Origin of the sequence: Pseudomonas sp. P1.8 (assembly GCF_001269805.1) — a bacterium.
GTDB lineage: Bacteria > Pseudomonadota > Gammaproteobacteria > Pseudomonadales > Pseudomonadaceae > Aquipseudomonas.
Genome location: NZ_LHVM01000008.1, coordinates 104,967 through 120,769, shown reverse-complemented (window position 1 = coordinate 120,769; position 15,803 = coordinate 104,967). Strand labels below are relative to the sequence as shown.

Here is a 15,803-nt window from a genome sequence, read left to right as displayed (position 1 = left end):
ACCGATGCTTTATCGCCGTTTTGAAAAACTGATCGATATTTTCCGTGATGCACCGACGGCGTCCCCGCCGGACCGGGTCTTCCCTTTTTATACCTATTACCTCAAGCAGGTGTGGCCAAGCTTTGCCGCCCTGTTGATCGTCGGACTGTTCGGTGCCTTGATCGAAGTGGCGCTGTTCAGCTACCTGAGCCGCATCATCGACCTGGCGCAGGGCGAGCCGAACGTTAACCTGTTCAAGGAACACGGCCTGGAACTGGCCTGGATGGTGGTCGTTGCATTGGTCCTGCGCCCCATTTTCGTAGGTCTTCATGACCTGCTGGTGCACCAGACCCTGAGCCCCAGCATGACCAGCATGATTCGCTGGCAGAATCACAGCTACGTGCTCAAACAGAGCCTGAATTTTTTCCAGAACGACTTCGCCGGGCGCATCGCCCAGCGCATCATGCAAACCGGTAACTCACTCCGCGATTCCGCCGTTCAGGCCGTGGACGCACTGTGGCATGTGCTGATCTACGCCATCAGCTCGCTGGTGCTGTTCGCCGAAGCCGACTGGCGCCTGATGATCCCGTTGCTGACCTGGATCATCGCCTTCATCGGTGCCCTCTATTACTTCGTGCCACGGGTCAAGGACCGCTCGGTGCTGGCGTCCGACGCACGCTCCAAACTGATGGGGCGGATTGTCGACGGCTACACCAACATCACCACCCTGAAACTGTTCGCCCACACCAACTTCGAGCAACAATACGCCCGCGAAGCGATCAAGGAACAAACCGAAAAAGCCCAACTGGCGGGCCGCGTCGTCACCAGCATGGACGTGGTCATCACCAGCATCAACGGCTTGCTGATCGTCAGCACCACGGGGTTGGCCCTGTGGCTGTGGACGCAGTCGCTGATCACTGTGGGCGCAATTGCCCTGGCCACTGGCCTGGTGATCCGCATCGTCAACATGTCCGGCTGGATCATGTGGGTGGTGACCGGCATTTTCGAAAACATCGGCATGGTTCAGGACGGCTTGCAGAGCATTTCGCAACCGGTGTCCGTCACCGATCGCGATCAGGCCAAACCCCTGGCCGTGGCCCGTGGAGAAGTACGCTTCGAACACGTCGATTTTCACTATGGCAAGCAGAGCGGGATCATCGGCGACCTCAATCTGACCATCAAGCCCGGGGAAAAAATCGGCTTGATCGGTCCATCCGGTGCGGGTAAGTCGACGCTGGTAAACCTGCTGCTGCGCCTCTACGACGTCGAAGGCGGACGCATCCTGATCGATGGCCAGAACATCGCTGACGTCAGCCAGGAAAGCCTGCGTGAACGCATCGGCATGATCACCCAGGACACGTCGTTGCTGCACCGTTCGATCCGCGACAATTTGCTGTATGGCAAACCCGACGCCACTGATGCCGAACTCTGGGAAGCGGTACACAAGGCCCGAGCCGACGGGTTCATCCCGTCGCTCTCGGACGCCGAAGGCCGTAGCGGTTTCGATGCCCATGTCGGTGAGCGCGGGGTGAAGCTTTCCGGTGGTCAGCGCCAGCGCATCGCCATCGCCCGGGTGCTGCTCAAGGATGCGCCGATCCTGATCATGGACGAGGCCACCTCGGCACTGGATTCAGAGGTTGAAGCAGCGATCCAGGAAAGCCTCGAAACCCTGATGCAGGGCAAAACCGTGATCGCCATCGCCCATCGGCTCTCGACCATCGCCCGGATGGACCGGTTGGTGGTGCTGGAAAACGGCAAGATCGCCGAGACCGGCAGCCACGCCGAACTGCTCGCCCATGGCGGTTTGTATGCGCGGTTGTGGCAGCACCAGACCGGTGGGTTTGTCGGGATCGATTGAGTTTGCGGTGGCCCCAAAACCTGCAGGAGCGAGCCTGCTCGCGATAGCGATGGACCCGACGACCTGGCTGTTTACTGACACTGCGCCATCGCGAGCAGGCTTGCTCCTACAAAGGTCGCGTGATGTCTGAGGAACCTTTAGAACCGCCAGAACCTGTCAACAACGGGCCCTGGCGTTTTTTTATGCTCGCTGGAATTCTGAAAAAACCGTGCTGTACTCACTTCAACATTCTGGAGGTGGTTCTGCAGTCCATCGGCTGGATGCACAAGGCGGCATAATCTCGATAGGGCACTCTCTCATGTCTCTGTTCAAACGTTCGGCTACAGAGTTGGTAGGCACGTTCTGGCTGGTGTTGGGTGGTTGCGGCAGTGCGGTACTGGCCGCAGCTTTTCCGGACGTGGGGATCGGTCTGCTGGGTGTGTCCTTCGCATTCGGTCTGACGGTGCTGACCATGGCGTTTGCCATCGGCCATATTTCCGGTTGTCACCTCAACCCGGCGGTGTCGCTGGGCCTGGTGGTCGGCGGACGCTTTCCGGCCAAGGAACTGCCGGCCTACATCATCGCCCAGGTGATTGGCGGGGTAATCGCAGCCGCCCTTCTGTACTTCATCGCCAGCGGCAAGCCAGGCTTTGAACTGGCCTCCGGCCTGGCGTCCAACGGCTATGGCGAACATTCCCCTGGCGGCTACTCGATGGCGGCGGGCTTCGTCTGTGAATTGGTGATGACCGCGATGTTCATCCTGATCATCCTCGGTGCCACCGACAAACGTGCGCCGGCTGGCCTTGCACCGATTGCCATCGGCCTGGGGCTGACGCTGATCCACCTGATCTCGATCCCGGTGACCAACACCTCGGTCAACCCGGCGCGCAGCACCGGTCCGGCGCTGATTGTCGGTGGCTGGGCGATTCAACAACTCTGGATGTTCTGGATCGCCCCATTGCTCGGTGCGGTAGTCGGCGGTGTGCTGTATCGCTGGTTGGGCAAAGAAGAGAACTGACCGCTAACATGATCAGCCTTGCCGGTAAGGCAGGGCTGATCTCGCTTCTTCTGCGTAACCCAGTACGCCAAGCCGCTCCTGCGCCAGAAAATCCTTCACCGCCGCTTTCAAACCCGGATGACGCAAGTAGTGCCAGGAGTGCGTAATCACCGGTTCGAATCCGCGAATCAGCTTGTGCTCACCCTGCGCCCCGGCATCGAAACGCTGGAAACCGTTGGCGATCGCATAGTCCATGCCCTGGTAGAAACAGGTCTCGAAATGCAGCCGATCGAACTCCGCCAGGCATCCCCAGTAGCGTCCGTAAAAGCTGTCGCCCCCCACCAGACTGAACGCCATCGCCACCGGACGTGAGCCCTGCCTGGCCAGCACTACCCGAATCGATTCCGGCATACGCACGGCCAACAGACTAAAAAATTCCCGGGTCAGATAAGGCGTTTGCCGACGCACCGCGTACGTATTGGCGTAGCAGGCATAAACAAAATCCCACTGCGCCTCGCTCAGTTCCCGCCCTTCGAGCCATTCAAAATCGAAACCCTGCCCCACCACCTGTTCACGTTCCTTGCGCATCTGCTTGCGCTTGCGCGAACTCAAGGCATCGAGGAAATCCTGAAAATCCCGATAACCGCGGTTCTGCCAGTGGTACTGACAGCCGATGCGTTGCAACCAGCCGGGCTGCTCACTCAAGGCGGTATCGGTGAACGGGTCGGTGAAATTGATGTGGGCACTGGAGAGCTGTTCGATTTCGAGGTAGCCCGGCAAGCTTTTCAATAATTCAAAACCGTCCTCGACCGTGGCGGCCAACAGACGTGGCCCACTGACCGGGCTGAACGGTACGGCGGTCAGCAACTTGGGGTAATAGTCGATGCCGGCTCGCTCACAGGCATCGGCCCAGGCGTGATCAAACACGTACTCGCCGTAAGAGTGCCATTTACGGTAACTGGGCAGCGCCGCGATCAGGCGATCACCGTCCATGTGCAACAGATGCTCAGGCTGCCAGCCGGAATGCGGACCGACGCTGCCACTGTCCTCGAGCGCGCTCAAAAAAGCATGACGCAGAAAAGGCTGCGTCTCGGGCACCAGGGTATCCCACGTCTGCGGGGCGATTTCTGACAGTCTTTGCAGGCGTTGCAACGGCATCACCGTCCTCACTCTTTTATGGTGCGAAAGCCTTGCGAGTATCGCTTATCGCTCCCCGTTGCACACGGGCATTTGGACGAAGGCGCTCTAACTCAAGGGTTCACGATGACTTCGTATCGTCATCGACATGCCATCACATTGCCACTGCTTTGTAATAAACCATCGCGATACTGGCGCCTGTTTTTAGAGCGTCGGGTTCTAACCCGGCCACTGTTTTCCGTCCATCAATGGTCGGTTGTGCCCTGGATGATTCAGTCATCCACTCTCATCTTCGGAGATTGATATGCGTCTTGCTTCCACGAAAACTGCGGCGGCCCTCTGTGGCAGCCTGATGCTGGCCATGAGTGTTTCGGCCAACGCCGCAGTCGACGCCAAACTGCTCGACATGCTCAAGGCTAACGGCTCGATTACCAACGCGCAGTACAGCGAACTGCAGGCCGAACTGGCCCGGGACCAGAAAGATCAGCAAATTGCCCGTCAGGCTCAACAAGAGACCAATGAGCAAATCGCCGCGACCGCGAAGAAAACCGACGCCCTGAGCACCTTCGACCAGAAACTGGCGTGGGCCGCCAAGACCCAATTCAAGGGTGACGTGCGTTTCCGTCAGGAAAACGTGCACAACGACGGCGTTTCGAACAACAAAGACCAGGATCGCCAGCGCATTCGTGCCCGCCTGGGTGCGTTCACCGAGATCAACCCGCAAGTCGACACCGGTATTCGTATCGCCACCGGTAGCAGCGACGATGCGCGCTCGACCAACCAGGACCTGAACAACTACTTCGACAAGAAGCAGATCTGGCTCGACCTGGGCTACGTCGATTACCACCCCGACGCCATCAAGAACCTGCACCTGATCGGCGGCAAGATGCTGCAGCCGTGGGTGAGCATGGGCGACATCATCTGGGACAGCGACATCAACCCGGAAGGTCTGGCCGTCACTTACAAATATCCACTGGGTAACACCGAACTGTTCGGTAGCGCCGGTCACTACACCCTCAAGGACAACGTTGATGGTGAGGGTGTGCAGTTCAAACACGACTTGCGTCTGTACGCTGGCCAGTTGGGTGCGCGCTTCGCCATTACCGACAACCTGAAAATGACCTTGGGCGGCAGTATCTACGCCTACGACAACGATGACAGTAGCGCCTGCCCTACCACCGGCAGCGTCACCGCACCGTGCGCGCTGGCCGTCAACGGCAACAGCCCGGGCGAGCAGTTCAAGCTGTACGAAGGTTTTGGTCAGCTGGAAATCGGTGGTCTGCCAATGCCACTCTCGCTGTACGGCCAGATCGTCAACAACGACGATGCCAGCAACGATCAGGACATGGGCTGGCTGGCTGGCGTCAAGACCAAGTTCTACGGCTTCGGCGTGGACTACAACTACCGCGACGTGCAGCGTAACGCAGTGGTCGGCGCGTTCACCGACTCCGACTTTGCCAACGGCTACACCGGATCACGCGGCAGCAAGCTGAAAGTAAGCTACGAACTGGACAAGAACTTCACCCTGGGCGCGACGTACTTCATGGCTAACTCTGACTACACCAACGCGACCCTCAAGGACTCCGACATCAACACCCTGCAACTGGATGCTGAAGCGAAGTTCTGATTCACCCCGCTACACGCCTCCGGCAAGGATGCCTGAGCCCCTTTTACAGCCTGGTGTTGATGTATCGGTCCCCATCATCCTCCGATACTTCATCGCCGGGCTGTTTGTTTTTTGGCTTTACCCACATACAAAAAAGATCGCAGCCTGCGGCAGCTCCTACCTTGATCGATAAACTCGATCCCGTGGGAGCTGCCGCAGGCTGCGATCTTTTTTAGTTACAGCAACACGATCAGCGCTTGCGCAGCAACACGCTACCAATCGAGTATCCGGCGCCGAACGAGCTGAGCACCGCCAGCGAGCCGGCAGCCAGATCATCCTGGTTCTTGTGGAACGCAATCACCGAACCTGCGGAGCTGGTGTTGGCGTAGGTGTCGAGAATCACCGGCGCTTCCTGTTCGGTGGCGTCGCGGCCGAGCAGTTTCCTGACGATCAGGTGATTCATGCTCAGGTTGGCCTGGTGCAGCCAGAAACGCTTCACGTCACTGATGTTGAGCTGGTTTTCTTCCAGATGCGCCGCGATCAGCTCGGCCACCATTGGGCAGACTTCCTTGAACACCTTGCGGCCTTCCTGCACGAACAATTTGTCCTTGGCACCGATGCCCTCTTCCGCCGCGCGGTTGAGGAAGCCGAAGTTGTTGCGGATGTTGTTGGAGAACTTGGTCAGCAACTTGGTGCTGACAATATCGAACTGATGCTTGGACGTCGCAAGGTCAGCACGCTCGATGATCACGGCAGTGGCCGCATCGCCGAAGATGAAGTGGCTGTCGCGGTCACGGAAGTTCAGGTGACCAGTGCAAACTTCAGGGTTGACCATCAGGATCGCCCGGGCCTGGCCCAGCTTCACGCTGTTGGCGGCGGTCTGGATGCCGAAGGTCGCCGAGGAGCACGCCACGTTCATGTCAAAGCCGAAGCCCTGAATGCCCAGCGCTTCCTGAACTTCGATGGCAATCGCCGGATAAGCGCGTTGCAGGTTGGAGCAGGCGACGATCACGCCGTCGATGTCCGCCGCGGTCTTGCCGGCACGTTGCAAGGCTTGCTCGGCAGCGCCGATGGCCATTTGGCAAAGGACCGACCACTCGTCGTTGGAACGCTCCGGCAGGCGCGGTGCCATACGCTGCGGGTCGAGGATGCCTTCCTTGTCCATGACAAAGCGGCTCTTGATGCCGGACGCTTTTTCGATGAAGGCTGCGCTGGACTCGGTCAACGCCTGGACTTCACCACGTGCGATGGCGTCGGCGTTATCGGTGTTGAATTGCGCCACATAGGTATTGAAAGACTGCACCAGCTCTTCGTTGGAGATGCTGCTGGCCGGGGTGTACAGGCCGGTGCCGCTGATGACGACGTTATGCATGGTCGTGTCTCTAATCTGTTCAGGCAGAAAGCATTGGCACCGACGTACCAACACACAAGGGGTCTATTCCCATCCGGGGAGGCAAACCTGGCATCGCTTTATTCCGGCCTGCCCGCAGCGTGAAGGCTCAAAACCGCGGGGCCGGCGTTTATAGGCGCGAAGTTTGCCATAAACCTTGGGTTTTCGCCCTATTTGCGAGATGACTTGACCTGAAACGGCGTTTCGGAATGGGGATGGCTAACCTGTAGGAGCCGGCTTGCTGGCGAAAGCGCCTTGAAGAACGCCATCGCCAGCAAGCCGGCTCCTACAGGGGGCCGTGTCAGGGTTCGACCTGGGTCCACTGCTTGCTCAGGCGTTTGTCGGAGATCGGGACCTTGGTCCCCAACTGCTGGGCGAACAATGAAACCCGGTACTCCTCGAGCCACCAGCGATACAGTTCCAACTGCGGATCGCGCTTGCCTTCCTGGGCATGCTTGTTGGCGCGGGTCTGGTATTGCGTCCACAGGCCGGACAATTCGCCGCTCCAGACCCTGTCCCGCTGCACCTGGGCACCGATTTTTTCGAAGCGCTGTTCGATGGCTTTGAGATAACGCGGCAATTCCTTGAGCCACTGCATCGGCGTTTCCCGGACAAACCCCGGATACACCAGATGGCTGAGTTGTTGTTTGATGTCGTTCAGGGCCACGGCTTGCGCCAGGTCGATCTTGCCTTTGAAGCGTTTTTGCAGACCGTGCCACAGCTTGAGGATTTCCAGCGTCAGCTTCGCCACGCGTTCGGCGTGCTCGGTCCAGGCGCTACGCTTGCGCTCGGCCAGCGATGCCAAACCGGCGCCGTCACGGGGTAATGGGTCTTCACCTTCAAGAATGCAGCTGTCGAGGCTGGCCAGCAGAATGTCTTCCACCAACGCATCGACACGTCCCATGTCGCGGTACAGCAGGCCCAATTCGGTCAAGCCCGGTAACTTGCCACGCAGGAACTTGGCAGGCTCGGCCAGTTGCTGCATCAGCAGGCGTTGCAACGCACGACGATGCTGGAACTCGGCTTCGGCTGGCGTCGAGAAGCGGCCTTCCTTGACCGTACCGCCCTCTTCCACCAAGGCCGGATAAACCGTCATCGACAGCCCGGCAATCTTCTGCTGGGTTTTCTCGGCCACGGCAGCGAACACTTTCGGCTCGACCGGTTGCTGGCTTTTCGCGGTTTGCGGTACCGCCAAAGCAGCCTGGCTGGCTTCGACAAAGCGGGCCGTCAGTTCAGCCAGATCACGGCCCTCGCCGAGGAACTTGCCCTGTGCATCGACGATTTCCAGGTTCATCCGCAGATGGCTTTCGACCTGCTGCGCCGCTTCGCTCCAGGCTTCATCGCTGACACGAGCGCCGGTCATGCGCAGCAGCTCACGGCCCAACGCCTGGGGCAGCGAGCCCTCGGCAAAGGTCATGCGCTGCAACGCCGCTTTGACGAAATCGGGTACCGGCACGAAATTCTTGCGCAGGGCTTTGGGCAGGTTTCGCACCAGGGCAATGCACTTGGCTTCGATCAAACCCGGCACCAGCCATTCCAGGCGCTCCGGCGGCAGCATCGGCAACAGTGGTGCCGGCACGCGCAAGGTCACGCCGTCACGTGGATGGTTCGGTTCGAAGTGGTAGCTCAAGGCCAATTCCAGATCGCCGATGTGCAGGGTGTCCGGGTAATGCTGGGCGGTGACTTCACTGGCTTCGCGGGCCAGTACGTCCTCTTCGCGCATGATCAGCAGCTGCGGGTCTTTCTGGCTGTTGATTCGGTACCAACTGTCGAAGGTCGCGGTCTGGTGGATCTCCGCCGGAAGCCTTGCATCGTAGAAGGCATACAGGGTTTCTTCGTCGGCGAGAATGTCGCGGCGACGGGCCTTGGCTTCCAGCTCGTCGAGTTGTTCCAGCAGTTGCTTGTTGGCGGTCAGACACTTGGCACGGGACTGAATTTCGCCACGCACCAGCGCTTCACGAATAAACAACTCGCGGGACACCCCCGGGTCGACCGGGCCGTAGTGCACGGGACGACGACCGACCACGATCAAGCCGAACAGGGTGATCTGCTCGAACGCAACCACCTGGCCGCGCTTCTTCTCCCAATGCGGCTCGAAGTGGTTTTTCTTGATCAGGTGCCCGGCCAGCGGTTCGATCCAGTCGGCATCGATCTTCGCCACCATACGTGCGTAGAGCTTGGTGGTTTCCACCAGTTCGGCGGTCATCAGCCACTGCGGGCGCTTCTTGCCGATGCCCGACGACGGATGAATCCAGAAGCGCCGCTGACGCGCACCGAGGTAATCGCCATCTTCAGTTTTCTGGCCGATCTGGCTGAGCAGGCCCACCAATACCGCTTTGTGCAGTTTCGGGTAATCCGCCGGCTCTTTATTGAGGCTCAACTGCATGTCGCGGCAGATCAGGCTCAACTGGCGATGGGAGTCACGCCATTCACGCAAGCGCAGGTAATTGAGGAAATTCTTGCGGCACCAATTGCGCAATGGACTGGCCGTCAGCGCCTGGCGCTGTTCTTCAAAACCACGCCACAGATTGACCAGTCCGGCGAAATCCGAATCTGTGTCTTTCCATTGAGCATGGGCTTGATCCGCCGCTTGCTGGCGTTCCGGCGGTCGCTCGCGCGGGTCCTGGATCGACATGGCGCTGGCGACGATCAGCACTTCCTGCAAGCTGCCGAGCCTGGCCGCTTCAATCAGCATGCGCCCCATGCGCGGGTCCACCGGCAGCCGCGCCAACTGACGACCGAGCGGGGTAAGCTGGCTGTTGCGGTCCACTGCCGAGAGCTCCTGCAGCAGGTTGTAACCGTCGCTGATCGCCTTGCCATCCGGCGGTTCGATGAACGGAAACGCAGTGACCTCGCCGAGGCGCAGGTGCAGCATCTGCAAAATAACGGCGGCGAGGTTGGTACGCAGGATTTCCGGGTCGGTAAATTCCGGACGCCCGAGGAAATCTTCTTCGCTGTAGAGGCGGATGCAGATACCCGGTTCGACCCGTCCGCAGCGCCCCTTACGCTGGTTGGCGCTGGCTTGTGAAACCGCTTCGATGGGCAGGCGCTGGACCTTGGCGCGGTAGCTGTAGCGACTGATGCGTGCGGTGCCGCTGTCGATCACGTAACGGATGCCCGGCACGGTCAGCGAGGTTTCCGCGACGTTGGTCGCCAGCACCACGCGACGCCCAGGGTGGGACTGGAAAATCCGTTGTTGCTCGGCCGGCGACAGTCGAGCGTACAACGGCAGAATCTCGGTGTGCTTGAGCTGGGCCTTGCGCAGCATGTCTGCCGCGTCACGAATTTCACGCTCGCCCGGCAGGAACACCAGCACGTCACCGGGACTGCGGCGTTCGCTGCGCTCAAACGCGGCGATTTCATCGAGGGTGGCGAGGATCGCCTGATCCACCGTCAGGTCGTCCTCGACGCGGTTGCCCTCTTCGTCCTGCTCAAGCGTCAGCGGTCGATACCAGGTGTCCACCGGGAAGGTGCGGCCAGACACCTCGACAATCGGCGCATCGTCGAAGTGCCTGGAGAACCGCTCCAGGTCGATGGTTGCCGAGGTGATGATGACTTTCAGGTCCGGGCGACGCGGCAACAGGGTTTTCAGGTAGCCGAGCAGAAAGTCGATATTGAGGCTGCGTTCGTGGGCTTCGTCGACGATGATCGTGTCGTAGCGTTCCAGGTAGCGGTCGTTCTGGGTTTCTGCCAGCAGAATGCCGTCGGTCATCAGTTTGATCAGGGTGTTGGAATCGCTCTGATCCTCGAACCGCACCTGATAGCCGACCAAGGCGCCCAATGGCGTGCCCAATTCTTCGGCTACGCGACTGGCTACGCTGCGCGCAGCAATCCGGCGCGGCTGGGTGTGGCCGATCAGGCCGTGTTGACCGCGACCGATTTCCAGGCAGATCTTCGGCAACTGGGTGGTTTTACCCGAGCCGGTTTCGCCAGCGATGATCAGCACCTGATGCTTTTCCAGCGCCTTCTTGATTTCGTCGCGCTTGGCGGCGATGGGCAGGCTGTCGTCGTAACGGATTACCGGCAGGCTAGCCTTGCGCGCCAGCACCTGATCGCAGGACGCCTGCATCCGCGCCACCCACTGGGCCAGCTTGGCCTCGTCGGGTTTCTTGCGCAGCTCAAGCAACTGCCGCCGCAGCCGGTGGCGGTCGGCGAGCATGGCGTGATCGAGGTTTTTCAGCAGTTTGTCGATGGAGGGCGATTCGTCGGTCATCGGGTACGCAATTCAGTCGTCTAGTGGCGCAGGGTGCCGATTGTCGCAGATTTGAAGGACGAACGAGATCCCTTGTAGGAGCCGGCTTGCTGGCGAAGGCGTCCGCACTGACGATGCAAGGCTCAGGATTGCCTTCGCCGGCAAGCCGGCTCCTACAGGGGGGGTGGGGTTATTCGGTATCGTGGCCCTTGCGCCGATACGGAAACACATCAATCACCTTCCCCCCCCGAATCGCCTCCTGCAGGCTTTTCCAGTAATCGGCGTTGTACAACTCGCCATGCAGTTGATCGAACAACCTGCGCTGGCCGAAATCGGCAAACAGAAACGGCGGAAACTCCTCGGGAAATACATCCAGCGGACCGATCGAATACCACGGCTCGGACGCCATTTCGTCTTCCGGGGTCCGCGGCTGCGGGATATGGCGGAAGTTGGCTTCGGTCAGGAAGCAGATCTCGTCGTAGTCATAAAACACCACCCGGCCGTGGCGGGTGACGCCGAAGTTCTTCAGCAGCATGTCGCCGGGGAAAATGTTCGCTGCCGCCAGTTGTTTGATCGCCAGACCGTAATCTTCGAGCGCCTCGCGTACTTGCGCCTCGTTGGCGTTTTCCAGGTACAGGTTCAGCGGGGTCATGCGTCGCTCGGTCCAGCAGTGGCGGATCAGCACCGTGTCGCCTTCCACCGAGACCGTGGACGGCGCGACTTCCAGCAGTTCTTCCAGGCACGCCGGGTCGAATTTGCTTAGCGGGAAACGGAAATCGGCGAACTCCTGGGTATCGGCCATGCGTCCGACGCGGTCGACGCTTTTCACCAGGCGATACTTCTCGATCACCGTGGCACGGTCCACGTTTTTCGACGGCGAAAAACGGTCCTTGATGATTTTGAACACGGTGTTGAACCCCGGCAGGGTGAACACGCTCATGACCATGCCGCGCACGCCGGGGGCCATGATGAACTGGTCGTCGGTACTGGCCAGGTGATTGATCAATGCCCGGTAGAACTCGGACTTGCCGTGCTTGTAGAAGCCAATCGAGGTGTACAGCTCGGCGATGTGCTTGCCCGGCAGAATGCGCTTGAGGAAGCCGATGAACTCCGCAGGCACCGGCACATCGACCATGAAGTACGAACGGGTGAACGAGAAGATGATCGACACGTCCGCCTCGTCGGTGATCAGCGCATCGATCTGGATGCCGCGACCTTCGAGGTGCAGCAGCGGAATCGCCAGCGGCCATTGCTCATCAGCGGTGTAGATGCGCCCCACCAGGTACGCGCCCTTGTTGCGGTAGAGCACGGAAGAAAACAGTTCGACGCTCAGCTCCGGGTCTTTGCACACCCAGTCCGGAAGGTTCTCGCGCAACTGCGCTTCGAGGCGCTTGAGGTCGCCGGGCAGGTCGGCGTATTCCTCGCTGAAGCGGTAGTCGGCAAAAATGCTCGCGAGCATGCCGGACAATTGCCCATGAGGCTTATAGGTGCGGGTTTGCGCAGCGCGGGCCCGGCGCAGGCTCGGCCGGGTAGTGTGGATGAACATGCAGCCGTCGCTGATCAGGTCATGGCTGAACAGCCCGCAGAAGATCGAGTTGTACCAGGTCTCGGACAGTTCATCGTCGAAACGCAGGTCGATCAGGCTGATGTAGGCGCTTTTTACCAGCGGCCAGCAACTGACGTCCAGGGTGTCGGTATCAAACGCGGTGCGCAGTCGCTCCACCGTTTCACTGACCTTTTCTTCGTACAGATTGATCCGCGCCGCTGACGCCGATTGAGTCTCCTGCCACTTGGCCTGTTCGAAACGGGCCCGGGCGCCGTCGGTGATCTGGCGAAAATGCTCGCGGTAATCGTCAAAGCCATCGAGGATCAAGCGGGCGATATCGGCGGCTGGCCATTGCTGCGGCATGGTGAGACCTCTGCGGGAATTCGAAAGCCTTGAGCTTAGCCAGTGAACCGGGTGCAGGAGAAGCGTAATTTTCCGGGCGAATTAAACGCGCGGTTTTCGGTTGCCATCGATCACACACTCAGCAACACTTTCGCCCCTTCATCAAGGAAGGAACGCGCTGTGAGCCCCGTCGATACATTCCGTTTACTGTCCCTGGCGGCCATTTGGGGTGCGAGTTTTCTTTTTATGCGCATCATCGCCCCGGTGATTGGCAGCATTCCCACCGCTTTTTTCCGGGTATCGATCGCCGCTGCCGGATTGCTGGTGATTCTTGGACTGATGCGCATCAGTTGGGATTTCAAGGGCAAACTCAAGACTGTGATGCTGCTCGGGGTGATCAACTCCGGGATTCCGGCGACTCTGTATTCGGTAGCCGCACAGGTGCTGCCAGCGGGTTACTCGTCGATTTTCAATGCCACGACACCCTTGATGGGCGTGCTGATCGGCGGGCTGTTTTTCCATGAACGGCTCACCGGCGCCAAACTTGGCGGCGTGTTCCTGGGGTTGTTCGGCGTGGGCGTGCTGACCCGGGCCGGTCCGGTGGCGTTCGATATGGAACTGCTGATGGGGGCCGTCGCCTGCCTGCTTGCGACTACATGCTACGGATTCGCCGGGTTTCTGGCCCGCCGCTGGCTCGATCAGGCCGGTGGTCTGGACAGCCGTTTGTCGGCGCTGGGCAGCATGCTCGGGGCGACGTTGTTTCTGCTGCCGCTGTTCGGCTACAGCGTGATCAGCCAACCACCCGCGAGCTGGGGTGGCTGGAGCGTGTGGCTATCGTTGCTGGGCTTGGGGCTGGGCTGCACGGCGTTTGCCTACATTATCTACTTCCGTCTGCTGACTTCGATTGGTCCGGTGAAATCGATGACCACGACCTTTTTGATCCCGCTGTTCGGTGTGTTGTGGGGCGGGTTGTTTCTTGATGAGCCGTTGTCGATGGCCCATGTGTATGGCGGGATGTTGATTGCGCTGGCGTTGTGGATGGTGTTGAAGCCGACGGCGGTAAAGGTGGCTCAGATAAATGCCAAGTAATTCGGTGGTGTTGCTGATGACGCCATCGCCGGCAAGCCAGCTCCTACAAGGACGCGTATAACCCTGTAGGAGCTGGCTTGCTAGCGATAGCGTCGGCTCAGGCACTACAAAGCTGAATGAGTGACCTCCCCATCCACCAACCGCCGAATCCCCAGCGGATTGCTGTCCTGTAACGCCTCGGGCAACAACGCATCTGGATAATTCTGAAAACACACCGGCCGCAGGAAACGATCAATCGCCAGCGTGCCAACCGACGTGCCACGCGAATCCGAGGTCGCCGGATACGGTCCGCCATGCACCATGGCCTCGCAGACTTCGACCCCGGTCGGATAACCGTTGAGCAGAATTCGCCCGACCTTTTCCTGCAGCAATTCAGCCAGCCAGCGGTACTCCAGTAACTCATCGGCCTCGCCGATCAGCGTTGCCGTCAATTGCCCGCGCAATCCCCGCAACGCCGCCGCAAGTTGCGCCCGACCCTCGACTTCGATGACGAGGGTGGTCGGCCCGAACACCTCTTCCTGCAACAATTCATCGCCCTTGAGCAACAGGCTGACATCGGCCTTGAACACCTGCGGCTGCGCCAGATTTCCGTGTTGTGGCTTACCTGCCAAATGGGTCAGCCCAGGATGTTCGTGCAGCGCCCCCAGGCCTCGGTTGTAGCTGGCCAGTGTTCCAGCGTTGAGCATGGTTTGTGGCGGTTGCTGGTTCATGCTCGCGCAAAACGTTTCCAGGAAGGTGCTGAATTGCGCCGAACGCAAACCAATCACCAGGCCGGGGTTGGTGCAGAACTGACCGCACCCCATCGTCACCGAACCGGCCAGTTGTGCCGCGATCTGTTCACCGCGCCGGGCCAACGCATCGGGCAATAGGAACACCGGGTTGATACTCGACATCTCGGCAAACACCGGGATCGGCTGCGGTCGGTTCGCGGCCATGTGGCTCAGAGCATTGCCGCCCTTGAGCGAACCGGTGAAGCCCACGGCCTGAATCGCCGGGTGCTTGACCAGCCACTCGCCGACACCTCCTCCGTAGATCATGTTGAACACGCCTGCCGGCATTTGCGTGCGCTCGGCGGCGCGAATGATTGCGTCTGCCACCCACTCGGCCGTCGCCATATGCCCGCTGTGAGCCTTGAACACCACCGGGCAACCGGCAGCCAGTGCCGAAGCGGTATCGCCACCGGCGGTGGAGAATGCCAGCGGAAAGTTGCTTGCACCGAACACCGCCACCGGCCCAAGCGCGATGCGGTATTGGCGCAGATCCGGACGCGGCAACGGCTGGCGATCGGGCAATGCCCGATCGATGCGAGCCCCGTAGAAATCCCCGCGCCGCAACACCTTGGCGAACAAACGCAACTGGCCGCTGGTGCGCCCCCGCTCGCCCTGAATTCGTCCGGCCGGCAGCGCCGTTTCACGGCACACGGTGGCGACAAAGTCATCGCCCAGCGCATCGATTTCATCGGCAATGGCATCAAGGAAGGTGGCCCGTTTTTCCGCGCTGAGGTTGCGGTAGATCGGATACGCCGCCGAGGCGGCGTCGGCAGCGGCATTCACCTCGGCTTCGGATGCCTGAAAGAAGAATCCGGGGAGCGGTTCGCCAGTCGTTGCATCGAGGCTTTGCAATTGCGTCGTACCATTGCCACTGCGGCGACCGCCGATGTAGTTGTGTCCGAGTAACGTGGTCATGTC

At 60.0% G+C, this 15,803-nt stretch carries 9 protein-coding genes; 4 read left to right on the top strand and 5 right to left on the bottom strand.

Annotation, left to right across the window (positions count from 1 at the left end):
- Positions 1-4 precede the first annotated feature (4 nt).
- Positions 5-1,837: an ABC transporter ATP-binding protein gene (locus AD668_RS07305; RefSeq protein ID WP_053156419.1), complete on the top strand. Its 1,833-nt coding sequence runs from the start codon at positions 5-7 to the stop codon at positions 1,835-1,837.
- A gap of 298 nt (positions 1,838-2,135) precedes the next feature.
- The gene (aqpZ, locus tag AD668_RS07300) at positions 2,136-2,834 is read left to right on the top strand and encodes an aquaporin Z (RefSeq protein ID WP_053156322.1); all 699 of its coding nucleotides are present in this window, start codon (positions 2,136-2,138) and stop codon (positions 2,832-2,834) included.
- A gap of 12 nt (positions 2,835-2,846) precedes the next feature.
- On the opposite strand, the gene AD668_RS07295 is transcribed toward aqpZ, so the two are convergent.
- Positions 2,847-3,971: a GNAT family N-acetyltransferase gene (locus tag AD668_RS07295; RefSeq protein ID WP_053156319.1), complete on the bottom strand. Its 1,125-nt coding sequence runs from the start codon at positions 3,969-3,971 to the stop codon at positions 2,847-2,849.
- A 283-nt stretch (positions 3,972-4,254) separates the two neighbouring features.
- On the opposite strand from AD668_RS07295, the gene AD668_RS07290 reads away from it, so the two are divergent.
- The gene (locus AD668_RS07290) at positions 4,255-5,577 is read left to right on the top strand and encodes a putative porin (protein ID WP_053156315.1); all 1,323 of its coding nucleotides are present in this window, start codon (positions 4,255-4,257) and stop codon (positions 5,575-5,577) included.
- 229 nt (positions 5,578-5,806) lie between these two features.
- On the opposite strand, the gene AD668_RS07285 is transcribed toward AD668_RS07290, so the two are convergent.
- From AD668_RS07285 to aceK, 3 genes are all read right to left on the bottom strand, one after another.
- Entirely contained in the window at positions 5,807-6,928 is a 1,122-nt protein-coding gene (locus AD668_RS07285) for a beta-ketoacyl-ACP synthase III (RefSeq protein ID WP_053156312.1), read from the bottom strand.
- Between the two features lie 319 nt (positions 6,929-7,247).
- Positions 7,248-11,159, bottom strand: coding sequence for an ATP-dependent RNA helicase HrpA (hrpA, locus tag AD668_RS07280; RefSeq protein ID WP_053156308.1), 3,912 nt, complete (start codon positions 11,157-11,159; stop codon positions 7,248-7,250).
- A gap of 169 nt (positions 11,160-11,328) precedes the next feature.
- A complete protein-coding gene (gene aceK, locus AD668_RS07275) occupies positions 11,329-13,047 on the bottom strand; it encodes a bifunctional isocitrate dehydrogenase kinase/phosphatase (RefSeq protein WP_053156305.1) in 1,719 nt (572 codons plus the stop codon).
- Between the two features lie 159 nt (positions 13,048-13,206).
- On the opposite strand from aceK, the gene AD668_RS07270 reads away from it, so the two are divergent.
- Entirely contained in the window at positions 13,207-14,115 is a 909-nt protein-coding gene (locus tag AD668_RS07270; RefSeq protein ID WP_053156300.1) for a DMT family transporter, read from the top strand.
- A 104-nt stretch (positions 14,116-14,219) separates the two neighbouring features.
- On the opposite strand, the gene AD668_RS07265 is transcribed toward AD668_RS07270, so the two are convergent.
- Entirely contained in the window at positions 14,220-15,800 is a 1,581-nt protein-coding gene (locus AD668_RS07265; RefSeq protein ID WP_053156295.1) for an aldehyde dehydrogenase (NADP(+)), read from the bottom strand.
- Positions 15,801-15,803: the final 3 nt, after the last annotated feature.

Excerpts from the sequence above, each read along its gene's own strand:
- AD668_RS07305 (WP_053156419.1), top strand. The coding sequence starts at position 5 with ATGCTTTATCGCCGTTTTGAAAAACTGATCGATATTTTCCGTGATGCA.
- aqpZ (WP_053156322.1), top strand. The coding sequence starts at position 2,136 with ATGTCTCTGTTCAAACGTTCGGCTACAGAGTTGGTAGGCACGTTCTGG.
- AD668_RS07295 (WP_053156319.1), bottom strand. The coding sequence starts at position 3,971 with ATGCCGTTGCAACGCCTGCAAAGACTGTCAGAAATCGCCCCGCAGACG.
- AD668_RS07290 (WP_053156315.1), top strand. The coding sequence starts at position 4,255 with ATGCGTCTTGCTTCCACGAAAACTGCGGCGGCCCTCTGTGGCAGCCTG.
- AD668_RS07285 (WP_053156312.1), bottom strand. The coding sequence starts at position 6,928 with ATGCATAACGTCGTCATCAGCGGCACCGGCCTGTACACCCCGGCCAGC.
- hrpA (WP_053156308.1), bottom strand. The coding sequence starts at position 11,159 with ATGACCGACGAATCGCCCTCCATCGACAAACTGCTGAAAAACCTCGAT.
- aceK (WP_053156305.1), bottom strand. The coding sequence starts at position 13,047 with ATGCCGCAGCAATGGCCAGCCGCCGATATCGCCCGCTTGATCCTCGAT.
- AD668_RS07265 (WP_053156295.1), bottom strand. The coding sequence starts at position 15,800 with ATGACCACGTTACTCGGACACAACTACATCGGCGGTCGCCGCAGTGGC.